The following is a 22524-nucleotide window of genomic DNA, read 5'->3' on the forward strand; positions in this document are numbered from 1 at the left end:
CGGACAGCGATTTTGGGTAAATTTATGACGAAGGCCCGCATCGCAGCTATGCGCCCCGGGCGTTGCCTCGCATTTCCGATCATGTTTGCCTGACCTCGACAGCGCAGCATCGTCCAGTGAAGGACGGGGCGCGGTTATGAACGGCGCGCCCGGCGAAAGGGCGAACTGACGACTTCGATGTGCCTGGATCACGTGCGCGCCTGTGTGCCTTCGCGATCCATGTCCAATGTCCAGACGAACGGGGAAGCGCCGCATGTTCAAAGTCTCAAACTTTGCGAGAGAGCGTCATGTCGATCACAAATGCTGAAGTCGGCCCACCGGACGGGCAGTCCAATTCCGGCACGAAGCGAGGGCTCGGCACAAAGCGGACCTTCGACGTCATGGTTGCTACGGCCATGTTGCTGTTTGCGCTGCCAGCCATGTTCTTCATCGCCGTCATCATGTTTTCTACCGACCGCGGACCGATCCTGTTTTCGCATGAGCGGATCGGGCAAAACGGCAAGAGGTTCCGGTGCCTCAAGTTCCGCTCGATGGTTGTCGACTCCCAGGAAGCGCTGCGCCGCCACCTGGAATTGTTCCCCCAGGCGCGAGCCGAATGGGAAGCGACGCAGAAGCTGCGCGACGATCCCCGCATTACCCCGCTCGGACGCTTCCTGCGCGTGACCAGCCTTGATGAGCTGCCCCAGCTCATCAACGTCATCAAGGGCGACATGAGCCTCGTTGGCCCGCGCCCTATCGTCCAGGACGAGGTGGTCCGCTATGCCGATCAGATCGAGCACTACGCCGCCGTTCGCCCGGGCATCACCGGATTGTGGCAGGTCAGCGGTCGTAGCGACGTTGACTATGAGCAGCGTGTCCAGCTCGACACGCTCTATGTCCGCGAGTGGTCGTTCATTGGCGATCTCGTGATCATGCTCAAGACCGTCAAGGTCGTCGTTCTGCGCACCGGTAGTCGGTAAAAGGAGACCAAAATGGTACTGCTTTCACTTCGTCCTCGTGCCTTCCGCACCCGCAATCCCGGCCGCGATGCCGAAACGGACGAGGCGCGCCTCGGCACGATCAGCAATGCCATTTCCATGGCGCTGGCAGACGCCCGCCGCGAGCGTGATGGATTGGGCCAGCGCATGAACCTCTACTACGCCCAGGCGGCATCGCTGCTGGACAATTCGCCAGATTACGGCAAGCGCAATCGCACGGACGAAGCTGCCATCGGTTCGGCTGAGAACAGCGCCGCGCGCGCCCGCCGGCGCGTCGCGCATCTCGATGTCCAGATCGAGAAGCTCGAAGGCCTGCTGGCGCAAGTCAACGGCACCTTTGCCACCGATGCCCAGCCCAGCGAAGGCGTCGCCTGAAGGCGGCGCGGCAGACCAGTAGCATGCAGCCCCTGAACGGACAGGCTTCGGCCAGGCCGCGCGTCAGCGTGATCATGGCCAACTACCAGGCGGGCGACAAGATCGTGCCCGCCTTGGAATCCGTGCTTGCCCAGACCATGCCGGACCTGGAAGTGATCGTCAGTGACGACGCCTCCCAGGATGACAGCATCGCACTGGTGCGTGCCAGGATGGCTGCGGACCCACGTATTCGCCTGATCGAGAACCCCGCCAACCGGGGGCCGGCCCATTGCCGCAACCAGGCCCTGGCTGTTGCCCTTGGCGAATGGGTCGCGATCGTTGACTCTGACGACATCATCCATCCCGAGCGCTTCGAGCGGCTCCTTGCCGCAGCAGCGCACCACCACGCCGATATCGTGGCGGATGACCTGCTGTTGTTCCATGAGGATGGCAGTCCTCCTCGTCTGATGCTGGGCGAGGAAGCGCGCGGCAGTTTCGCGGTTTCGGCGCAGGATTGGGTACTGGCCGGCCTCGATGGCTCGCCGGCGCTTGGCTACCTCAAGCCGATGATCCGTGCCGAACGCCTCACCCGGTTCCGCTATGACGAAGCCCTGCGTATTGGCGAGGACTACGATTTCGTACTCCGCCTGCTGCTGGCGGGCGCGCGCATGGTAATCGCGCCGGAGCCGTTCTACCTCTACCGGCGGCATTCCGCATCCATTTCGCATCGCCTTTCCGTACCGGACATGGAGGCCATGGCCCAGCGCCAGCAGGATCTGGCTGACGCGCACCAACCCCTACCAATTGAGCTTTCGGCCGCCTTCGCCCGGCGGCTTTCAGAACTGCGATCGGGACTGCGCTACGAGCAACTCGTCGCCAGCATAAAGCAGCGCAAACCAGCCGATGCGCTGGCCTTGCTGCTGCGCGACCCAGCTCATCTGCTCCGCCTTTGGGCTTCGTTCAGCGAGGGACGCCGGCGCCGGAATGCGCAACCAATTGCTCCCCAGAGCCGGGATTTGATCGTCCTTGGCGGGCAGGGCACCTCCGGCCCGGGGAAACTGGTTCCCGATTATGTGCCTCCCCACCTGGTCGACTGGTCAATCCCTCGTCCGCGCTCGACATGGTGCGAACTGGCGGCTCACGCCAAAGGGCGCTGTGTCGCGCTGGATCAGGCGGGGCGCTACGCCGCCGGCTTCATTCCAGAGGCGATCCTCGACAAGCCGGAGGTCGCATCATGAACACGGCCCCTCTGCGCGTGACGATAGATCAGGCCTACATCCTGGCTTTCGGCGCCTTTGCCGCCCTGGTGCTCAACGCCATGTTCGGCTCGCTCGCGGCCCTGACATTTCTAGGGTGTGGCGGGTTGCTGATCGTCAGCAATCCTGCCGCCAGCATCGATAGCCTGCGCCGCTGGTGGTTCGTATTGCTGCTGCCCGCCTTTTGCCTGCTGACGGCGCTGTGGTCGCAATATCCCAGCAACTCCTTGCGTTACGGGCTGCAACTGACCTTCACCTTCGTCGTTGCCATCGTGCTGACGGGGCGGCTGTCGACTGCTTCGCTGATGCGCATGATGTTCATTGTCTATGGCATCGGGGTAATCGCCAGCATTCTGTTTGGCCGCACCGGCACCGGCGGTGTCTGGTTGGGTGTGTTTGGCAGCAAGAATGCTTTCGCTGCCCATATCGCGGTGTTTGCCCTGATCGCGGTTGCCGTGGCCGCGGACGAGAATTCCAACTGGGTGCTGCGCCTCCTCGGCGCCGCGGGGGCTGTCGCTTCGGCTCCGCTGCTCGCCCTGGCGCAGTCGGCCGGTGCCAGCCTCATGGTTGCGCCATGCGTTGCCATTGTCCTGCTGAGCATCCTCTCGGTTCGCCTGAGCGGCATGCAACGGCTCTTCCTGATCGTCATGCTGACGGTGATCAGTGCTGCCTTCGCTCTCGTGGTCATAACCATGGGCGATACGCTGCTCGCCGGCATTCTCGAAGGATCGGGCAAGGACGCGACCCTGACCGGGCGCACGGACCTTTGGGCAACGGGGCTCAGCTACATCGCCGAGCGGCCACTTCAAGGCCTGGGCTATCGCTCGTTCTGGGTCACTGGCTTCGCTCCGGCCGAAGAGCTCTGGGCCATGTTCGGCGTGCCTTCCGGGGCCGGTTTCAACTTTCACAACACCTATATTTCCAACGCCGTGGAGATCGGCCTGATTGGCCTCGGGCTCCAGATCGCTATCATGTATGGCGGCGCGATCCTGATGGCGGCCCTGACCTTCGCGCGGCCCAATGCGCCGAATGCCCTGCTTTTGGCCCTGCAGACGCTGATGATCCTGCGCAGCTTCATCGAGGTGGAGGTGTTCTTCGAATTCTCCATCCGCTCCATCATGGGCGTCGCCACCCTCATATATGCCGCCGCCGGGCTTATTGCCTTGCGCCGGCCTTCGGCTGCCCCAAGGCGGCCGCACCTTTCCAAAGGACTACTGAGCCATGTCGCAGTACCAGCCCGACCTCGTCCACTTCCGCACCCCGACCTATAAGCGTCCCGAGGCATTGCGCCGGGCGCTGGAGTCGATGATCGCGCAGAGTTCGCCGCACTGGGTCTGCGACGTCTACGATGATGACCCGGCCGAGGCCGGTCGCGCCGTCGTGGAAGCCCTGGGCGACAAGCGCATCCATTACACCGCCAACAAGCCGCAGCTGTTCGCCTCGCGCAATATCGACCATTGCTTCACTGCCGAGAACCCGCATGGCGCGGAGTTCTTCTGTGTGGTCGAGGACGATAATTTCCTGATGCCGAGCTTTTGCGCTGACAACATCGCCCTGTCGCGACGGGAGGGCGTCGAGATCGTGCTGCGCAACCAGGTGATCGAATATTCCAGCGGCACCTCTTCTGCCCGCGTCGGTACGGTGGGCGTGCTCGACGACCTGTTTACGGAAGGGCGCTTTGCAGCCGATGAATTCCGCCTGGCCTTGTTGGCCGGCATCGGCGTTTCCAACGGTGGCCTGTTCTGGTCGGTGCGGACCAGATCGCCGCTCGAGATCCAATATTCCTGCACCGCGACGCTGCAGGAATATCTGCGCACCTATTCCATCACCGAACCGGTTTACGTCGCCATGGAGCCGCTCGCAGTGTGGGCAGAAAATGCGGAGCAAACTACACGAAATGCGGAGCTAAATGCGGGGTACCTTCGTCGCGAACTCGATCTAAAGCGAAGCGTGCAGGCCCTTCGCCGCATGGTCTGGGACCAGACCAGTCCAGAACAACGGGCCGCCTTCATGACCAATCCACGCTTTGCCGCCCCAGCCGGCGTGCGCGCCACCCATGTCGGAAAAGCCCTTATATCGGAACAGCTTACGCGCCATGTCTCCCACTTTGATGCCCTCCGGCTGCGCGCCCGCGGCCTGATGATCCGCGTCCTCGGCCGCCTGACGCCCGAGTTCGACCAGTTCGTCGCCTCCCGCCAATGACCATCGCCGCAGAACCCGCCACCCGCGACCACCTCACCAGGGGCCGGGCGTCGGCCGCGATCAAGGGAACGCTATGGTCGCTGGTCAGCAGCTTTGTGCCGGGAGCCCTGGGTTTCCTGGTGTTTTTGGCCAGCTCCCGCGTCCTGACGCCTGCCGAATTCGGCATCGTCGCCTTCGCCGTCAGCATCGCCAGCATCGGCGTTGCCGTCGCGCCCGCAGGCTTTCGCGAGGCCCTGATCCAGCGCGAAAAGATCACCTCCGTTCACCTCGATACGGTGTTCTGGCTCTGCACCGGTGCGGCGCTCGTCATCTATGCGGCGCTGTGCGGTTCGGGGCCGCTCCTCGCGCAGGCGTTCGGTCAGCCGCAACTGGCGCTGCTCATTCCGCTGGTCGCGGCCCGCGTCATCTTCGAGATGGCGGCGGCGGTGCCTAACGCGCTGATCGTGCGCACCATGTCCTTCAAGATGCTGGCGCTGCGCACCACGGTGGCGTCCGTTGTTACGGCCCTCGTGTGCCTAGGCCTGCTCTGGGCCGGTTTGGGCATCTGGGCGCTGGCTTTCTCGCAGCTAGCGGGCTCGATTGCGGCGTGCCTGGCCGCGCTGGTCGGGGCGCGGTGGTTGCCGGGACGGCAGTTCGACATGTCCGCACTGCGCGATCTTCGTGCCTTCGGCCTGTTCTCCAACGGCAGCCATTTCATCACTACGCTCAATGTCGACCAGTTGCTGATCGGCGCACTGATGGGCCCCAACTGGCTCGGCATCTACAGCTTCGCCCGCCGCATCTTCCAGATTCTCACCGATCTTATGTCCGGCGCCCTGAACCTGGTTTCCTATTCGTTGCTATCGTCCATGCAGCGCGAGCCAGCCAAGCTGCGCGAGGCCTACCTTTTGGGCACGTTTGCCTCGTCCGTGGTGGCCTTTCCGGTATTCTCCGGGCTGGCGCTGGTGGCGCCCGACCTCATTCCGTTCGCATTCGGCGAGGCTTGGCTTTCAGCCGTGCCGGTCGTGCAGGCCTTCTGCGTGTTGGGGCTGCTAACGGCCGTCGGCATATTGCAATCCTCGCTGATCCGCAGCCAGGGGCAGGCGGACCTATGGTTCTACTATATCTTGGGCAAGCAAGCCGTCACCGTGCTGTACATTTTCCTGTTCGCTGGCTGGGGTGTGGTGGCGCTGACGACGTCGCTGGTGATCCTTAACTGCCTGCTCTGGCTGCTGGCGGTTCGCATGGTGGTCAAGCTGCTGGACGTTTCTGTCTGGGCCTATCTCGCCACGTTCGCACTGCCCGTGGCCGCGACGCTTCTCATGTGGGGCTGCGGTTGGCTGGTGCAGCAGGAACTGGCCGAAGCTGAGACTGTGGTTCGGCTCGGCGCAACAATAGGCGCCGGAGCGGTGAGCTACGGCGCCTTGATCATGCTGCTGGGGCGGGGCCGCATCGGCCCCCTGCTACGCTTCCTGCGCCGCCGGTCTTAAGCGGCAGCCACGCGACTGCGGACAAACTCATCCACCGCCGATTGGGCACGCTCGGTCACCTGCTGGATCATCCCGTCGCTGCTCAACTGCGGCTCGATGCGGGCCATTGAATCCAGATGCCGGGCTGCGATGTCGGTCAGTATCCGGTTGGGAATACCCGCCAATGGCGAAGCGCTCACACGCCCGACTTTGCCCAGAGCTCCGCCGCGGCCGGTCTTGCCGATATAATATTCAAGCACGCTGCTGGGCTTGAGCGTATTGAGGCGCACGTCGATGTCCAGCGCACCCGCCCAGTCGAGCCATTTCTTGTGGTGGCCGCCATAGATCGGACGCGCCCCGACCCACGGCGTGCGCAGGGCATCGGCGACGATGGCGCCGTGCATGGCTTCGGTGACGAGCAGTCGTGCCCCGCGGATCTGGCTCAACACCTTCTCGACCGGCTCGGTGGCGTCGATCAGGGTGATCCCCGCCTGCCGGCAAGCCTCGGCCCAATTGCCGCGCTCAAGGCTTTCATAATGCGGCATGAAGGCGACGCCGACGTTCTTTGCCGGAGCCGGAAGTTCCATGGCGCGCAAGAGAATGGCGCTATCACAGATGGACAGGTTGGGGTCGATCTTCAACGTCTTGGCGGTATTGGGGCCACGAACGAAGCGGATGTCCCAGCTTCCGTCATGCACATCGGGCAGGCCCATATAGCCCGCATAACCCGAACCCATGACGAATTTGCGCGATTTGGCCGGCAGATGGTTGCCGATGATCGAGCCGATGCCGACGAAAAGCTCGTCCTCGTCTTCGTCGAGAAAACCCTGCGGCAGCAGCGCCGGCCAGACGTGCAGATTCAGCTCATCGCCAAAGTTCGGCACCTTGCCGCGAAAGAAAACCAGCTTCATCAATTGTCCTTGTCGTCTTAGCAGAGAATGGAGTCGTCAAACGCGCAGCTTTCGCCAAGGGGAGTGAAGGCCACCCAATCGACCTCCATGGCAATGGGCGCAGAGACGGGTGCGAATGCGCCCATCCAGTCGGTCAGCGTGTCGGAGCCCCACAGGCTGAAGAAGATGCGCTGGGGATTGCTCGGAATGGCTTTTGGATCGTCCATTGTGCGGACGAGTTCGCCGTCGATGTAGAAGCGCAGGCGGTCCGGCTCCCAGGTGAAGGCATAGGTGATGAAGTCGCTATCCGAAGACCGGGGCAGGGTGTGAGACTGGCCGCTGCCGGTCTCGCCGTCGCCGCTCTTGCCGTTGACGAAGGTGGTGGTGTCCACCTGGCCGGTATTGCGCAGCAGCACTTCGAAATCGATCTCGTCATGCGGCTTGCTCTGCTGCGGGCCGATATAGGTAAAGAACGCAGCGTTGAGCCCTGAACCAGCGGGCGTCTTGAGGCGCGCTTCGAATGTGCCGTAGCCATAGGCCGTGCGCGTCTGGATTTCACCGCAGCGAAATTGCCGATCGCCCTTTGGCTCCGGGGCAAAGCCGACCTGCAGCATGCCATCTGAGGCTTTGGCCTGATCGGCGGACCATATGCAGTTCTGGTGTGCACCATTGCTCCAGCCATCCGAAACATACCAGCGGGACTGGTCGAGCTGGTCGAAATCATCATGGAACGCCGCGCCCTGGGCCAAGGCAGGCTGCGCCAGCGTCAAGGCACCGGCGGCAATGAGAAGGGCTTTGGTGATCATTGTGTCAACTCCAGTCGGGCGACCACGACGTCGCCTGCGACGAGCGGGGTGGTTGGGTCTGCGGGCACTTCCTGGTCATCACGAACGATGACGTAGGTGTAGGTGGGGGCAGTTTCGCCGGGCAACGTGACACCGGTATAAAGCGCCGCCTCCTGCACCAGTCCCTGCTGTGTTGCGATCTTGAGCTGCAGCGCGGCAATCTGTCCGTCCACGGTCTGCCGCTCGAGCGAAAGGTCGGAAATCCGCTGATCAGTCAATTGCGCCTGCTCGCGCTCGGCAGCGGCAATATCCTGCTGCGCCTGCAGCGTTGTGGTCTGGGTATCCAGCAGCCGAGATTCCAGATCGGAAACATTGGTCTGGAGGGACGCAACCCGAGAGGCCAGAGCGAGCCCATCATCGGAAAGCGTCGCGATCTTGTCCAACTGCGCGCGCGCCATTTCCAGCTGCTCTTGCGTGCCCTGTTCCTTCTGGCGAAAGGCATCGATCTGGCTGTTGAGCAGCGAGACCTGGTCAGTCAGCGAGGTCGATTGCGCCTCGGCCTGCCGCCGATGCGCCGAGAGGATTGCCGTTTCCGCAGCGAGAAGCGCTTCGAGATCATCCGCCTCCGCAAGCTCTGCCGGAACCGCAATCTGCTGCTCGCCCGCCAGTTCGGCGTCGAGACGCGCACGGCGGATCGTCAGCCGGCGATACTCTTCCTGCAGAACGTCCAGGGCGCCGGAAGTGGTCAGCATCTCCCGTTCAGGGCGCGCCAGGACCTCGGCGCCGCGGCGTTCGCCACCAGCCAAAGCTAGTGCCTTGGCGACGGTCAGATTAGGCGCAAACGGGTATTCACCGGGACTGCCGACATCGCCAGACACATAAATGGGCCCGTATGCGGCCACTTCTACCGTGACTGTCGGAGCGGTGCTGAGCCCCAACGTCTGCTTCAGGGCGTCGCCGAGCGTAGCGGCTAGTTCAGCAGTTGTCCTGCCGGCGCCTTCGGTAGCGCCAACTGCGGGAAAGTTCACATTGCCATCGGGCCCGACGACATATTCGCCACCCAGGGCCGCCCATTCCTCGAAGGTGGAATCGGCGGCTTTCCATTGCACCACCTTGATGTTCACCTTGTCCGACACGCCCAGCATGTACGGCGTGGCGGCGTAGGCGGAGCCAAACGCGGCCAGCCCGAGGGCAAGGCCGGCGGCGCGCATGGCATGTCGAAGGTGGCCGGGGGGTGAAATCATGTCCCATCCTTGCTGCTGATAGTCGTAGCAAGGATTGTCGGGACCGATCGTGCCCGCAATGGGGCACCGGTAGGGCGCTATCTGGCCTTTGGGGTAGTTTTTCCCGGTAAACTACTGAGCAGGCTTGCTTTTGGGAACTAGTTCAACGCCTGCCGCCTCACTCACAACAGGTATGCGCGGGGCGGCCAACTGGATCTCCACGCGCGGCGGTTTGCGCCCGGATCGCCTGGTGATCTGCACGCCCGAAGGGGCAAAACCCAAGGATGTCAGACGCCGTCGCTGTTGTTGCGACAGAGCATTCCACACCAGCCTGCGTTGCTCATCGGCAAGTTCACCGAACTCCTGCTGATGTGCCTTGCTCCGCGTCTGGACCTCGAAGACCGAGGCGATGGTTTCATGGCCAATCTGCGCCAGGGCTGCAAACAGCCGCGCCGCATGTTGAGGGGAAAGCTGTACGTTGCGGTCGAAATAGACAGCGACTTCTTCCAACTCCGGGGTCGGGAGTTCTGCCTGCACGCTCCGGATAATGTCATGGCAAGTCTGCTGCTTGAGGCGCGCCGTCAGACCATGCGCGTAGCCTCGGGCGGCCTTTGGCCCCAGCGGTTCGCCATCGAGGTCCGCGGCGATGTTATAGCGGCTGACGCAGGATTCGCAGATCCAGGCGGTGCGTGTGTCGTGGCTAACTTCGTAGGTCAGCCGTTGGGCTGTCCGTCCGCAGAATTCGCAGGTGCTGGATGACGTTATGTCGTCCCTGATCTGCCAAGTGTAACGCCACTCATTTGGATTGCCCACGTGCTCAAGTAACGTGTATCGGTTTTGAACCAAAGGATACTCTCAGTCAGTTGGCTGGGCGGCCATCCCGCGTCGAACCGCGCCACGCAATTGTACGTAATCGATATGTAAGCCAAATCCGGCCGCAGCATGGCGGGGTAGGGCGCGGAATCGAGGCAGATGCTCCAATGCCGTCAGCACCTTGCCGGCCATGCGTCCGCATCCTCCCTATTGCCATAGCACCAGCACGCTCTGCCGCTCCCCTAACGAATAGGCTGAACCAGTGATCACGTCGGTCCACTGCTGAACTGCCAAATTCTGGGGCAGGCTAAGTCCAGCATCGTGCCCCGGCGACAGGTCGGCCATCACTAGCAGCCGGGCGTTTCCAGCTTCGCGCAGGAAGGCCAGGGTGGTTTCCCCCATGTCGATCGGTTGATAGCTCGTGTGGGTGAAAAGTTCAGGGTGCGATTGGCGGAAGCGCAGCAGCTTTTGCGTCAGCACCAGCTTCTGGTCCACCGGACCGTTCGGGCCTGCAAGGCGTCGCCTAAGAGCGGAAAAATCGACCGGCCGGCGGTTGTCGGGATCGACAAAGCTCTGTTCCCAATCTTCGGCGCCGCGGTAGATGTCCGGAACGCCCGGACTTGTCAGCTTCAGCGCCACCTGGATCAAGGCTTTGCGCTGGCCAATCTGCACCAGTGGGGTGCGCAGTTCATGGAAGCAGGCCATGAAGTCCGCATTGCCCAGCGCATTGTCGATAAACGAGGCGACCATCGCTTCGTATTCGGTGTTGTTGACTCCCCAGTCGCTGCGCTCCCGCGCCTCGCGGAGGGATTTTTCCATGGCGCCTTTCAGCCGTTCGGCCAGTGGGGCGGTATCGCCGGCGATTGGCCAGCCGCCATGCAGCAATTGAAAGAACAGATAAAGGTCATTGGGGTGGATGTAGTCGGACCCAAGCATGTCGCGCCACTGCTTGACCGCGCTGTCCCAAACGTCCGGACGGTCTGCGATGGCGCCGATCATGGCGCGGGTGTCTTCGCCGCGCTTGGTGTCGTGCGTGGAAGTGCCGAGCAGGCAAAGCGGGTGACCGGCAAGACGGCGCTGATTGCCGTCGTGGAACGCCGCTATGTCGAGCGAGAACCGATCCGGATGGGCGCCCACCTCGTTGAGCGACACCAGCCGGTTGTAGCGATACAGCGCGGTGTCCTCGAGCCCCTTGGCCATGACCGGGCCGGTATATTGCTGGAACTTCCCAACTGCCGCAGCCACAAGCTTGGGGTCGTATTCGGTTCCAAGCGTACCCAGCAGCAGGTGTTCGATGAAGTTGAACAGGGCAGGCAGGTAATGCGGCTTATATTGCCGCGCCCGGCCAAGTGCGAGGCTGATCTCGCGCCGGTCCCGGTCATTGATGCCCTGATCGTCGATATAGGTGCGATAGACGCCCAGATGCGCGATGGTTTCACGCATCGCCTTACGCAGTCCGTGCTCGCTCAGATCCCTCGTCGCGGGTGCCGACCAGGCGAGATCGGCAAGACAGCGCGCAAGACCAGCCAGTTCTGCGGCGAGTTCATGTTCCATCACGCGCAGCTTGCAATGGTAGGCTTCCTCGTGCGGGTCCGGGACGGCTCCGACAAAGTCCTGATATGTTTTGGTTACCTGTTCTTCTCCGGCGGCGCTGGTCAGTACCCGGGTCAACTGTGCTCCGAACTCATAGCCCGTGGTGCCGTCGACAGGCCAATCGGCGCGAAGCTGCTCGTGCGGAGCCAGTATTTTCTCAATCGCAAGATAGATCGTTCGCGGCGACTTTTCCTTCAGCGTCTTGAGATATCCCGTGGGGTCCAGCAGGCCATCCACATGGTCGATGCGCAGGCCATCCACCAGACCTTCATCGATCAACGAGAATATCACCTGATGGGCGTGGTCGAACACCTCCGGGCGGTCAATGCGAATACCGGCCAGTTCACTGTTGATGAAAAAGCGCCGGTAATTGATCTCGTCATGGGCCGTTGAAAAGTGGATCGGCCGCCAATGCTGGTCGCCGATGAGGCTGTCCAGCGCCGCCCAACTGGTGGGTTCGCCCTTGTTGCCGTTGAGGGCCGCGGTGGCGGCTGTAAGTGACCCGTAACGGTTCAGTATCGCGTTCTGATCCTGGGTGCGGATGGGGAGTTTCTCGGTGCCATAGGCCCACACTGCCAAACCATCGTCATCAACCTTGAGCTGCAGATCGCCATTGGCCAGTGCGTCGGCATAGCTCGTGCCCAGAAACGGCACCATCAGCTTGCCGGCGAGGTCAGGCCGGCGCGGGTTCCAGTCGATGTCGAACCAATCTGCATACTGGCTCTCTGGACCGTGCTTGAGCACATCCAACCAAAGCCAGTTCTGCGATCCCCCAACGCCCATGTGATTGGGCACGAAGTCGAGGATGATGCCCATCCCCGCGTCAGCCAGCGTTTTCGCCAGCGCCCGAAAATCCTCGATGGTGCCGAGTTCAGGATTGATGAGCCTGTGATTGACAGTGTCGTATCCATGCGTGCTGCCCGGTTGCGCCTTGAGGATCGGGGAGAGATAGGCGTGGCTGATGCCGAGATCTGCAAGATAGGGCACCAGGGTTCGCGCGTGGCCGAATGTGAAATCCTTGTTCAGTTGCAGACGATAGGTGGCGAGCGGGATCGTCATGTTATCGAGGGCCTCCAAACAGTAAGCCGCAACGGCAGACGAACGTAAGGGTTGCGCATGATAGGCATGCGTCAGGGTCGGAACTGCCCGGAGCATGGTTGCGTTGCCGAACTGCTGGTCGATCAACTTACCTTTCTGCGCCAGCCACTCGGGGGAACATGAAGTCAGCAAAACCCGTCTCGGTCGTCCGCAATCATGCCATGCGTTTTGGCGCAGAAGTATTTGATGGCGGGACGCGCTTCAAACTGTGGGCACCGCTGCACGAGCAAATTTCGCTCAAGCTCAAAGGCAAACGCAAAAATCTGGCCATGGAAGCCATTGGCGATGGTTGGCACCGGCTGGAAGCAGAAGGTGTTACTGCGGGGACGCTCTACAAATATGTGCTGCCCGACGCCACAGAGATCCCCGATCCCGCGTCCCGCTATCAACCCGAAGATGTCAACGGCTTTAGCCAGGTCGTGGACGGCCGCGCCTTCCGCTGGACCGATGTCGAATGGGTAGGCCGCCCATGGGAAGAAACAATCATCTACGAGCTGCATGTCGGCACGTTCAGCGAGGCGGGCACGTTTCGGGGCGTCATCGGCAAGCTGGACCACCTCGTCAGGCTCGGAATTACCGCCATCCAACTGATGCCGATTGCCGATTTCTACGGCAGCTTCAACTGGGGCTATGATGGCGTGGCCTGGTATGCTCCAGAATCCAGCTACGGCACACCCGATGACCTGAAATCCCTCATCGACGCCGCCCATGGGCGGGGGCTGATGGTCTTCCTGGATGTGGTCTACAATCACCTTGGCGCGCACGGAAATTACCTGCCGGCCATCGCGCCCATCTTCAACAAGAACCACACCAGTCCCTGGGGCGACGCCATAAATTATGACGGGGCGGGCGCCTCGGTCGTCCGCGAGTTCGTCATCGAGAATGCGCTGTACTGGGTCAACGAGTTTAATTTTGACGGTCTGCGCTTCGACGCCGTTCACGCCATCCAAGATGACAGCACCACCCATATTCTGGAAATCCTCGCCGCACGGATTCGTTCGGCGCGCCCGGCGCACTACACGCATCTGATCCTCGAGAACGCCGAGAACCAGGAGAGTTGGCTCAAGCGCAACAGCAGCCTCATTCCGGTCCACTACACGGCGCAATGGAACGATGACGTGCATCACCTGCTCCATTCGGCTGCCACCGGCGAGAACACCGGCTATTACGCGGATTTCGATCATCTCGAAGAGCGCAGCGACAAGCTGGGGCGGGCCCTAGCCGAAGGTTTTGCCTACCAGGGCGAGATGAAGCCGCACGAGGGCATGCACCGGGGGGAGCCTAGTGTCGGCCTGCCGGGCACGAGCTTTGTGGTCTACATGCAGGATCACGACCAGGTGGGCAATCGCATCAAGGGCGATCGCATCACCGAAATCGCCAACGCCGACGCGGTGCGTGCGCTTGCCTCGGTTTACCTGCTGTCTCCTCAGATCCCGATGGTGTTCATGGGCGAAGAGTGGGCTACCAAGCGGCACTTCCCCTATTTCGCCGATGTGCCGCCGGATATGCGCGATGTCGTTCTCAAGGGACGTCAGGAAGAGCTCAAGGGCACGCCCGAGCATGATGATCCGGCCAAGCCCGCGGTGGAAGAAACCGTCGATCCGACGCTCAGGTCGACCTTTGAATCCGCGCGCCTCGATTGGTCAGCGCTTGGCTTGCGTGAGCATGCCGAATGGCTGCAGTTCTATCGCAACCTCATCGACGTGCGGCGCATGGAAATCATCCCGCGCCTCGCCGGCCTCGAAGGTTTCTCCTCAGGTTACGAGGTGATTGGCCCAAAGGCAGTCGCCGTATCCTGGTCGTTGGCCGGAGGAGCGACGCTCCGCCTCTACGCCAATCTAGCAAGTGATACCCAGCACGATGTCCCCCAGATTCGAGGGCGGCGTATCTGGCTGCATGGCTATTCGGAAGAAGCCAGCCTTGGGCCCTGGACAGTTCTTTGGACAGTGGAACTAGCCTCCTGACCTGCTACCAGTAAGCTGCTGAAACGCGGACGTCCTCCGAATCCAGTGCCCTTGATGCGATGGTGAGTAAATCATGCTGCTGATGATCTTTCTGGTCCTTGTTCTCTTGCTCGTGCAAGCATTTTTGCCGGGCAAGTTCCTCGCGGATCAGATCGGCCCGGAGGGACAGATGGGACCTCGAGACAATCTGCCCGAACCCACTCCGGAGCTCTCGCGCTCCCGCCGCGCCCTCGCCAATCTCCAGGAAACGCTGCCAATTTTCCTCGCCTTGGCCATTCTCAGCATCGTCTTCGACGAGCAGGGCTGGCTGTCGCTCCTGGGGGCAGGCGCCTACTTCGTGGCCCGCATCGCCCATCTGATTTGCTACATGAAGGCCCTGTCGCCCTGGCGGTCCATCTTTTTTCTCATCAGCCTCATTGGCAATGTCCTGATCGCCATTCCGCTGGTTACGCATATCTGGAGCTAGTCATCGCGAAGGGTCTTGCGAATTTGCGCTATTGCCATTAGACACAGCCTCGCCTGAAGGGGTTTAGCTCAGTTGGTAGAGCATCGGTCTCCAAAACCGAGGGTCGTGGGTTCGAGTCCCCCAGCCCCTGCCAGGCACAATCAATGACATTGACGATAGTTTCGGAGCCTCTGGGCTCCGCTGCCGCTGCGGCGAGCAACGAAGCCAAGCGTCTTCGTTTGTGGCAGCTGCGCGCGCCCTAATCACATCACCTCCCGCTTAACATAGCGCAATTGCGCAACCCAATGATCTATGGAGCTGTTGGCGCTCGTCTCGCATACCAGCAATGGGAGTGTGCTGGAGGGTCCCATGAATTTCATCGAGCGGAGTGAAACGTCAAAGTCGGCCTGCACCTGCTGCTACATTGTCGTGGAGATTCAGGGCACCTGGTGGATCGATGTGGAAGGCAAGCCCTGCGGTCCCTGTGACACCAAGCAGGAAGCCATTGAATGTGCGTTCAAGCTCATCGACGCTTTTGGTGACCGGAGCCGTCCGGCAGCGGTCTATGCGCCAGGAGACGATGGCCGAACCGAATTGATCTGGCGAGGGCGCCACCCCTGACCGGCCCGATGGTGCACCGGAAACAGCGGAGTGAATCATGGCCAACAACAGGGGCAGGCGCTCTGTCGGCACGATCATTCTGGCGTTGGTCCTGCTGGTCCTGGCGGTGTTGATCGTCTCGTTTGCCCTCGGTTTCGGCCTGGCTACGCGGAACCCTTGAGTGGCAACTCGATGTCTTGCTGCACCTGTCGTTTGAGCTTCTTCTCGGCTTCTCCAGGGTCAGCTTCACCCGAATTGCGGATATTCTGTTCGATGCGAGCGGCCTCGTCGTCATCAATGTAGAGCGGCTTGCCGGTGTCATCCGGCGCTCCCGCTCCGGTCTGAGCGATTGTCGCGTCCTTTGGCCGATCATTAGTGCCTTGAGTGAGCTTTGCCTTGGTCATCGCTTGTTCTCCGTTTCTCAGTCATCCCGGATTTTCATTGTCCACTGCAGGGTGGCTGGGGCGACATAGGCTCGTCCTAGTCGTAGGTGTCTTCGTCGGCGCCGGCAGAAAGCGGGCCTTCGGCACCTGCAATGTCCTCGCTCTTGGACTTGGTCTGGCTATCTTGATCCTTGTTTGGAGCCGGGCTTGCACTCTGTTTGCCGCGTTGTTGAACGGACTCTTCACCCTTCTTCTCAGTTTTGCTCATGAAGGCTCTCCTTGGCTGGCAAAACTCAACGCGCAGGGCCGCGCATGAGGTCCATCACAGCGTCGAAACAATCTTCCAAAGGCAGGAGGCGGCGGCAACCGAGAAGCGTGATGTACCCGGGGCCGGCCAAGCGCGACGCGCTCTCAAATCCCAGCGGTGTGGCCAGAGGTCTCCAGCGCCACGTTGGCCGAGAACCTGGCGCCGTCGTCGGATGTAACTGTGTAGGTGCCAGACATCTGCGCAACGACCCCCTTGAGCAGGCGCGTGCCCATGCCGGGCGTCGTGCCGTCAGTGCTCAATCCGACCCCATTGTCTGAGACCACCAGGTCCGCGCGGCCCGGTCCCGCGGCCTTGATGCTGACGTGGATTTTTCCCGGGGCACGATCCTGGAACGCGTATTTGATGGAGTTGGTCACCAGTTCGCTGAGCAATAGGGCAAGCGGCGTCGCATGGTCCCGGTCCACGCGCAGATGCTCGATGTCATAGACGACCTCCAGATTGGCACCATAGGCCGCCACCACCTCGTTGACCACGCTTGGTACATAGTCGTGCGCGTCGATGTCATCGAAGCTATCGAATTCATAAATATGGGTATGCATCGCGGCCATCGCCGCAAGGCGACTACGCAAGTCGCGCTTGGCACCGTCCGGCATTTCCTGCAAGGCGACCAGGCTTTGCACCGACTGAAGATTGTTCTTCACCCGATGGTGGATTTCCCGGAACAGCAGATTGTTGGCGTCGATAGCTTGTTCGAGCGCCTTGCCCCAGGCAGCATCACGATACAGCAGGCGTACGATCCATATCGAGCCAGCCACCAGGCCCAGTACGATTGGCGAGACGATAAGAAATACCGCAAAGATTCCGTTGCGGAATGTGTTCCAGGTTTGCTGCGAGGAAATCGAGGCCAATGCAACGATCGGCGTACCCTCCACAAGCCGATAGCTGACAACCCTGGCAACGCCGTCGAGCGGAGAAGCTTCGGAGGTATAGGTCCCGACGGGTGTCTCGGGCAGATACTCCTGGAAGAGCGGCAGGTCGGACAGATCTACCGGCCCTTCCGTGGGCGGGAAGCGCGCGATCAGCATGCCATCCGTCCTGACAAGGCTGATGGTGGAGGCGTCCTCGAAATCGAGCATCGCCCAGAAGTCCCTGACCACATCGACCGGAAAGGACAGCATGGCGGCGCCGGCGAATCTGCCGTCGCGCTCGATGCGTTTGCTAAATACGAAGATCGGCTCGGTCGTCAGCCGGCTGACGATCAGGGAAGACATTGCGAAAGGCGCGCCATCGCGCACTTGCGTGAAGTAGTCGCGATCCCGGATGGAAACATTGTCGGCGCCGTCCACGCTCGAAAACAGCGTTCCGCCGGCCTGATCGACGACATAGAGTTCCGCCTGCGCCGGAAGACCCTCCAGCACCAGATCAATGCGCGTCTGGTCCCGCATCTGGGGGCCTATGGCAGCATCGACGCGCCTGAGGGTTTGCTGGGCCAGTTGGTCGATCCAGAACGCGTTGTTGGCGACCACCTGCGCCGCTGCCGCAGAACGCTCTTCAAGGCGCTGTTGGTTGGTGCGAATACCTTGCTGCAGGAAAAATCCGAAAATGCCGGCAAACGCCGCCAGGAATACCAGGAGCAAGCCGAGGATCACCGGTATCGCAGAGATACCCTTTGGCCGGTTGGCAGCAGAACGAGCCAGAGGAGCCTCCTCGGTTATCGAGGCGACTATAAATTGAAGGTGGGCGCAGTCAATTATTGTTTTGAGGCCGTCACTTATCGGACGTGAACGTCACGATGAGATCGGCTCGCCTACCTGGGGTCAGGCTCAGTTCCGCACAAACGGTTGAGGGTGGGTAAAAGGGCTCGGTGCGGGAACGCGGGGCAAGTTGTCGAAGCGGCGCTGCATCTGCAAAGACTGGATGGCGCGCTCATTGGCCCTGATGTCGGACTCTAGCTTGCGCATGCGTGTGTCCTGCTCGATTTCCTGCTGCAGGCAGAGCACGCGCTGCTCGTTGGCGCGGATCGCTTCCCTTGTATTGCCCGGCACGCTGGTGGGGCAGGCGGCCATGGCAGCACTGCCGAGAAGCATCGTCAGCACGCCGGCGAGTGCTATAGCCTTGGTCATAGCCAAATCCTCCTGAGGACATGAATTTGGTCCATGCCTGACAAGGATACAAGGCTGACCCTGATCACTCTGCGGCGATAGGCACCTTGTAGGTGTGGCGGGCCTTGAGCTTGTTGAGCTGGTGGGCGGCATGCGCGAGCAGGGCGGTCCGCACTTCGTTGGAAGCGACATGACCCACATCGGCCTTCACCTTGAGGTCGAGCTTATAATTGGTCAGCGTGCCCATGAAACGCTCTTCGATGTGAACCCGGACGACGCCGGTGATCCGACCAGCGATCAGCTTGTGCGGTCCATAATAGCGGACCTCGCAGCCCTTCACGTCAAACGAAGTATCCCCGAACCCCATGGCCAGTGCCCCTCTGCCATTTTTTCGCCGAAATTGGATCAAAGTCCAACCAGGGAAACGAATCAAGCCGGATTCTGGAAATTCTGCACGAATCGTTAATGTTTGATTCGGATGTGGCGCCGGCGGCCGTCAAAACTCCGGTTTGAACCCTGTTGCAATTGGTGGCGAGTTTCTCTAGATACGCAGTCTCCAGCCGTGTGGGATTCCTGCGCGGCCTTTGGTTTTGCACCAAAACGCCGAAGAGTAGTTTAGCATATGGCCCGACAGAACCCGATCCAGTTCCTGCAGCAAGTCCGGCAGGAAACGTCCAAGGTCACCTGGCCTAGCCGCAACGAAGTCCTGATCTCCACGATCATGGTCATTGTGCTTGTGGCCTTTGCGAGCCTGTTCTTCCTGCTGGCTGATCAGCTCATCTCATGGCTGGTCGGTTTGATGCTGTCGATCCGCTAGTCGGGTCAAAACGAGAATATTAGGAGCGGCGACGCGGCATGGCCAAACGCTGGTACATCGTTCAGGCGTACTCGAATTTCGAGCGCAAGGTGGCGGAAGACATTCGCCAGAAGGTTGCGCAGAAGAAGCTTGAACATCTGTTCGAGGACGTGATCGTGCCGACCGAAAAGGTCGTCGAGATCCGCCGCGGCCGCAAGGTCGATGCCGAACGCAAGTTCTTTCCGGGCTATGTCCTGGTCAAGATGGACATGACCGACGAGGCATTCCATCTGATCAAGAACACGCCCAAGGTCACTGGTTTCCTCGGTTCGGACAACAAGCCGATGCCGATTTCGGAAAAGGAAGCCATGGCCATCCTGCAGCAGGTGCAGGAAGGCGTTGAGCATCCCAAGCCTTCCGTCTCCTTTGAAGTGGGCGAGAATGTGCGTGTGTCGGACGGCCCCTTCGCCAGCTTCAATGGCGTGGTGGAAGAAGTCGACGAAGAACGCGCCCGCCTCAAGGTGGAAGTGTCGATTTTCGGGCGTCCCACTCCGGTGGAGCTCGAATACGGTCAGGTCGAAAAGGTCTGATCTCAGCCTTTTGGCGCAAGCCAAAATGGCCCAGCGTTTCGGCCTCGGCCGAAATCGCTCCCAGCCTCGTGCTGGAAAAACCGTGGGAGAGCAGGGTGCATGCCAATGCCCATCAGCCTCGCACCACGGCGTCAAACGCCTGCTTCTGGCAGGCATTAGAAAGGACGAAAAATGGCAAAGAAAATCGTTGGCTACGTAAAGCTACAGGTGCCCGCGGCCTCCGCGACGCCATCCCCGCCTATCGGACCGGCCCTCGGTCAGCGCGGCCTGAACATCATGGAATTCTGCAAGGCATTCAACGCTGCCACGCAGGAAATGGAAAAGGGCTCGCCCATTCCAGTCGTGATCACCGCCTATGCCGACAAGAGCTTCACCTTCGAGATGAAGCAGCCTCCGGTGACCTACTTCATCAAGAAGGCCGTGAACCTGAAGTCCGGCTCCAAGCTTCCGGGCAAGGAATCGGCTGGCACGATCACCACAGCCCAGCTGCGTGAGATCGCCGAAAAGAAGATGAAGGATCTCAACGCTGACAATATCGATGCTGCCGTGTCGATGATTGCCGGCTCTGCCCGTTCCATGGGCATTCAGGTCGAGGGCTAAGAGGATGGCAAAAGTCGGTAAGAAGATCGCCAAGGCCCGCGAAGGCATCGATCGCAACAAGCTCTACAAGCTTGATGAAGCCATCAAGATGGTTCGCGAACGCGCTTCGGCCAAGTTCGACGAAACCATCGAGATCGCCATCAACCTTGGTGTTGATCCGCGCCACGCCGACCAGATGGTCCGCGGCGTCGTGAATCTGCCCAACGGTACGGGCAAGACCGTGCGCGTTGCCGTGTTCGCCCGTGGCGACAAGGCCGAAGAGGCCCGCAAGGCCGGTGCCGACATCGTTGGCGCTGAAGACCTGATGGAGCAGATCCAGGGCGGCAAGATCGATTTCGATCGTTGCATTGCCACTCCGGACATGATGCCGATCGTTGGTCGCCTGGGTAAGATCCTGGGCCCGCGTAACCTGATGCCGAACCCCAAGGTTGGCACGGTTACTCCTGACGTTGCCGGCGCCGTTAAGTCGGCCAAGGGCGGCGCTGTTGAATACCGCGTGGAAAAGGCCGGTATCCTGCATGCTGGTGTTGGCAAGGTTTCCTTCTCGGAAGAAGCCCTGCTGCAGAACATCAAGGCGTTCACCGACGCCGTGCAGAAGAGCAAGCCAGCTGGAGCCAAGGGCACCTATGTGAAGCGCGTCGCCGTGTCTTCGACCATGGGCCCAGGCGTACATGTGGAGCCGGCTTCGGCGATGTAAGTTTCGAAGACCTCATGGTGAGCTTGTCGAACCACGAGGTCGGGCGCTGCAGCACGCACCGGCGTTTCCCTCGGGTTTGACCCGAGGGCCGGGCTGATAGTGGCCCTCGGATCAAGTCCGAAGGAAACGCTGTGGGTGGGGTGATCCTGGTGATCTCCCCGACATCGAATTCCAGGCGGTTTCGACCGCCCGGATTGCCTCCCGCAAGGGAAGCATAAGTCCTGTCCGAGACTGCCGGTGCCAACCAATCTGGGTTGGCTTAATGTCCACAGACGCCAGCATAGATGGGGTGAAGACCAGAATTTTCCTGGCCCGCAAGGGCAGGGTGATTGCGGTTCGAACCAGGCCAGTTGCCCTTTCGGGCAGCACGGTTGACAGGCATGTAACCGTTGCTCCTCTCCTCCCTCCGGGGAGATCGGAGGGCAGCAATTGGCAATGACCCGGCGCTTCTTCGCCGGGTTAAATGTGGAGACTAGCAGTGGAAAGAGCGGAAAAGCGTGAGCTTGTCGCATCGCTTCAGTCAGCCCTCTCGGGCGCTGGATCGATCGTCCTTGCGCAGAATACCGGTCTGACCGTGGCCAATCTGGAGCTTCTTCGCCGTGAGGTGAAGGGTGCCGGTGGCTATGTGAAGATCGCTAAAAACCGTCTTGCCAAGCTTGCTCTTAAAGACACCGACCACGCTGATATTTCGGACCTGTTCACGGGTCCGATCGTCATCGCCTATGCGGAAGACCCCATGACTGCGCCGAAGATTGCGCAGAAATTCGCTGACAAGAACGCGAAATACGTCGTTCTTGGTGGCGTCATGGGCAAGACCGCGCTGGACGCGAATAGCGTCAAGGCGTTGTCGACCATGCCTTCGCTCGATGAACTGCGCGCCACGCTCGCCGGGATGCTCAAGCAGCCCGCAACGCGTATCGCGTCCGTCATCGTCGCACCGGCTGGTGGTATCGCGCGCGTGTTGGCCGCGCATGCGGAAAAGAGCAACGAAGCAGCGTAACCCCATGGCCCTCACCGAGGGCTGGTTTGAACTGAACATCATAAAGAGAGATTTATCAAATGGCTGATCTCGCCAAGATCGTAGACGACCTGTCTGCCCTGACCGTTCTGGAAGCTTCCGAGCTGTCCAAGATGCTTGAAGAAAAGTGGGGCGTTTCCGCCGCTGCTCCGGTTGCTGTTGCTGCCGCTGCTGGTGGTGCTGCCGCTCCTGCTGCTGAAGAAAAGACCGAATTTGACGTGATCCTCGCCTCCTTCGGCGAAAACAAGATCAACGTCATCAAGGAAGTCCGTGCCATCACCGGTCTGGGCCTCGGCGAAGCCAAGGCGCTGGTTGAAGCAGCTCCCAAGGCCGTCAAGGAAGGCGCTTCGAAGGCTGAAGCCGAAGACATCCAGAAGAAGCTGGAAGCTGCCGGCGCCAAGGTCGAACTCAAGTAATCTCGT

At 60.9% G+C, this 22524-nt stretch carries 26 protein-coding genes and 1 tRNA gene; 17 read left to right on the top strand and 10 right to left on the bottom strand.

Annotated features, from left to right (window positions below):
• Positions 1-287: 287 nt before the first annotated feature.
• From C8264_RS00870 to C8264_RS00895, 6 genes are read left to right on the top strand one after another with little or no spacing between them, the layout of a single operon-like run.
• Positions 288-959 (top strand): sugar transferase, encoded by a 672-nt coding sequence (locus tag C8264_RS00870; protein WP_108459061.1) that lies wholly within the window; start codon positions 288-290, stop codon positions 957-959.
• 12 nt (positions 960-971) lie between these two features.
• Positions 972-1352 carry a hypothetical protein gene (locus C8264_RS00875; protein ID WP_108459062.1) on the top strand — a complete coding sequence of 127 codons (381 nt, stop codon included), beginning with the start codon at positions 972-974 and terminating at the stop codon, positions 1350-1352.
• A gap of 23 nt (positions 1353-1375) precedes the next feature.
• The gene (locus C8264_RS00880) at positions 1376-2569 is read left to right on the top strand and encodes a glycosyltransferase family 2 protein (protein ID WP_108459063.1); all 1194 of its coding nucleotides are present in this window, start codon (positions 1376-1378) and stop codon (positions 2567-2569) included.
• Positions 2566-3858 (top strand): O-antigen ligase family protein, encoded by a 1293-nt coding sequence (locus C8264_RS00885; RefSeq protein ID WP_162783391.1) that lies wholly within the window; start codon positions 2566-2568, stop codon positions 3856-3858. Before C8264_RS00880 ends, C8264_RS00885 begins: the two co-directional genes overlap by 4 nt.
• Complete coding sequence (locus tag C8264_RS00890) at positions 3809-4789, top strand: glycosyltransferase (RefSeq protein ID WP_108459065.1); 981 nt, start codon at positions 3809-3811, stop codon at positions 4787-4789. Before C8264_RS00885 ends, C8264_RS00890 begins: the two co-directional genes overlap by 50 nt.
• Positions 4786-6258 (top strand): lipopolysaccharide biosynthesis protein, encoded by a 1473-nt coding sequence (locus C8264_RS00895; protein ID WP_108459066.1) that lies wholly within the window; start codon positions 4786-4788, stop codon positions 6256-6258. The genes C8264_RS00890 and C8264_RS00895 overlap by 4 nt, the downstream gene beginning before the upstream one ends.
• Here C8264_RS00895 and C8264_RS00900 read toward each other — a convergent pair.
• The 5 genes from C8264_RS00900 to treY all read right to left on the bottom strand — a co-directional run bounded on the left by C8264_RS00900 (position 6255) and on the right by treY (position 12600).
• Complete coding sequence (locus C8264_RS00900; RefSeq protein ID WP_108459067.1) at positions 6255-7148, bottom strand: polysaccharide pyruvyl transferase family protein; 894 nt, start codon at positions 7146-7148, stop codon at positions 6255-6257. The genes C8264_RS00895 and C8264_RS00900 overlap by 4 nt on opposite strands.
• A 17-nt stretch (positions 7149-7165) precedes the next feature.
• Positions 7166-7933, bottom strand: a complete 768-nt coding sequence (exoK, locus tag C8264_RS00905) for an endo-1,3-1,4-beta-glycanase ExoK (RefSeq protein ID WP_108459068.1) — start codon at positions 7931-7933, stop codon at positions 7166-7168.
• Positions 7930-9156, bottom strand: coding sequence for a polysaccharide biosynthesis/export family protein (locus C8264_RS00910; protein ID WP_108459069.1), 1227 nt, complete (start codon positions 9154-9156; stop codon positions 7930-7932). The genes exoK and C8264_RS00910 overlap by 4 nt, the downstream gene beginning before the upstream one ends.
• A 111-nt stretch (positions 9157-9267) precedes the next feature.
• Positions 9268-9948, bottom strand: coding sequence for a hypothetical protein (locus C8264_RS00915; protein ID WP_108459070.1), 681 nt, complete (start codon positions 9946-9948; stop codon positions 9268-9270).
• A 207-nt stretch (positions 9949-10155) separates the two neighbouring features.
• Positions 10156-12600 carry a malto-oligosyltrehalose synthase gene (treY, locus tag C8264_RS00920; RefSeq protein ID WP_162783392.1) on the bottom strand — a complete coding sequence of 815 codons (2445 nt, stop codon included), beginning with the start codon at positions 12598-12600 and terminating at the stop codon, positions 10156-10158.
• A gap of 158 nt (positions 12601-12758) precedes the next feature.
• On the opposite strand from treY, the gene treZ reads away from it, so the two are divergent.
• From treZ to C8264_RS22695, 5 genes are all read left to right on the top strand, one after another.
• Positions 12759-14603, top strand: a complete 1845-nt coding sequence (treZ, locus tag C8264_RS00925; protein ID WP_245892885.1) for a malto-oligosyltrehalose trehalohydrolase — start codon at positions 12759-12761, stop codon at positions 14601-14603.
• Positions 14604-14676: 73 nt separating this feature from the next.
• On the top strand, positions 14677-15069 hold the full coding sequence (locus C8264_RS00930; RefSeq protein WP_108459073.1) for an MAPEG family protein: 393 nt from the start codon (positions 14677-14679) through the stop codon (positions 15067-15069).
• Between the two features lie 57 nt (positions 15070-15126).
• Positions 15127-15202, top strand: a tRNA-Trp gene (locus C8264_RS00935).
• A 215-nt stretch (positions 15203-15417) separates the two neighbouring features.
• Positions 15418-15669, top strand: a complete 252-nt coding sequence (locus C8264_RS00940; protein WP_162783393.1) for a hypothetical protein — start codon at positions 15418-15420, stop codon at positions 15667-15669.
• A 37-nt stretch (positions 15670-15706) separates the two neighbouring features.
• Positions 15707-15829 carry a hypothetical protein gene (locus C8264_RS22695; RefSeq protein WP_281261428.1) on the top strand — a complete coding sequence of 41 codons (123 nt, stop codon included), beginning with the start codon at positions 15707-15709 and terminating at the stop codon, positions 15827-15829.
• On the opposite strand, the gene C8264_RS00945 is transcribed toward C8264_RS22695, so the two are convergent.
• From C8264_RS00945 to C8264_RS00960, 5 genes are all read right to left on the bottom strand, one after another.
• Positions 15813-16052 (bottom strand): hypothetical protein, encoded by a 240-nt coding sequence (locus tag C8264_RS00945; RefSeq protein WP_108459075.1) that lies wholly within the window; start codon positions 16050-16052, stop codon positions 15813-15815. The genes C8264_RS22695 and C8264_RS00945 overlap by 17 nt on opposite strands.
• A 76-nt stretch (positions 16053-16128) precedes the next feature.
• Positions 16129-16299, bottom strand: a complete 171-nt coding sequence (locus C8264_RS22015; RefSeq protein ID WP_162783394.1) for a hypothetical protein — start codon at positions 16297-16299, stop codon at positions 16129-16131.
• 143 nt (positions 16300-16442) lie between these two features.
• Positions 16443-17936: a sensor histidine kinase gene (locus tag C8264_RS00950; RefSeq protein WP_162783395.1), complete on the bottom strand. Its 1494-nt coding sequence runs from the start codon at positions 17934-17936 to the stop codon at positions 16443-16445.
• Between the two features lie 186 nt (positions 17937-18122).
• Positions 18123-18422 (bottom strand): hypothetical protein, encoded by a 300-nt coding sequence (locus C8264_RS00955; RefSeq protein WP_108459077.1) that lies wholly within the window; start codon positions 18420-18422, stop codon positions 18123-18125.
• Between the two features lie 64 nt (positions 18423-18486).
• Positions 18487-18768, bottom strand: coding sequence for a hypothetical protein (locus C8264_RS00960; RefSeq protein WP_108459078.1), 282 nt, complete (start codon positions 18766-18768; stop codon positions 18487-18489).
• A gap of 255 nt (positions 18769-19023) precedes the next feature.
• Between C8264_RS00960 and secE the strand changes: the two genes are divergently transcribed.
• From secE to rplL, 6 genes are all read left to right on the top strand, one after another.
• Positions 19024-19218 (top strand): preprotein translocase subunit SecE, encoded by a 195-nt coding sequence (gene secE / locus C8264_RS00965; RefSeq protein WP_108459079.1) that lies wholly within the window; start codon positions 19024-19026, stop codon positions 19216-19218.
• A 38-nt stretch (positions 19219-19256) separates the two neighbouring features.
• Entirely contained in the window at positions 19257-19787 is a 531-nt protein-coding gene (gene nusG, locus C8264_RS00970) for a transcription termination/antitermination protein NusG (RefSeq protein ID WP_108459080.1), read from the top strand.
• A gap of 171 nt (positions 19788-19958) precedes the next feature.
• Positions 19959-20387 (top strand): 50S ribosomal protein L11, encoded by a 429-nt coding sequence (gene rplK, locus C8264_RS00975; protein WP_108459081.1) that lies wholly within the window; start codon positions 19959-19961, stop codon positions 20385-20387.
• Between the two features lie 4 nt (positions 20388-20391).
• A complete protein-coding gene (rplA, locus tag C8264_RS00980; RefSeq protein ID WP_108459082.1) occupies positions 20392-21084 on the top strand; it encodes a 50S ribosomal protein L1 in 693 nt (230 codons plus the stop codon).
• Between the two features lie 478 nt (positions 21085-21562).
• The gene (gene rplJ / locus C8264_RS00985) at positions 21563-22084 is read left to right on the top strand and encodes a 50S ribosomal protein L10 (RefSeq protein ID WP_108459083.1); all 522 of its coding nucleotides are present in this window, start codon (positions 21563-21565) and stop codon (positions 22082-22084) included.
• Between the two features lie 59 nt (positions 22085-22143).
• Positions 22144-22518 carry a 50S ribosomal protein L7/L12 gene (gene rplL, locus C8264_RS00990; RefSeq protein ID WP_108459084.1) on the top strand — a complete coding sequence of 125 codons (375 nt, stop codon included), beginning with the start codon at positions 22144-22146 and terminating at the stop codon, positions 22516-22518.
• Positions 22519-22524 lie beyond the last annotated feature (6 nt).

Source organism: Devosia naphthalenivorans (genome assembly GCF_003056355.1).
Classification (GTDB): domain Bacteria; phylum Pseudomonadota; class Alphaproteobacteria; order Rhizobiales; family Devosiaceae; genus Devosia; species Devosia naphthalenivorans.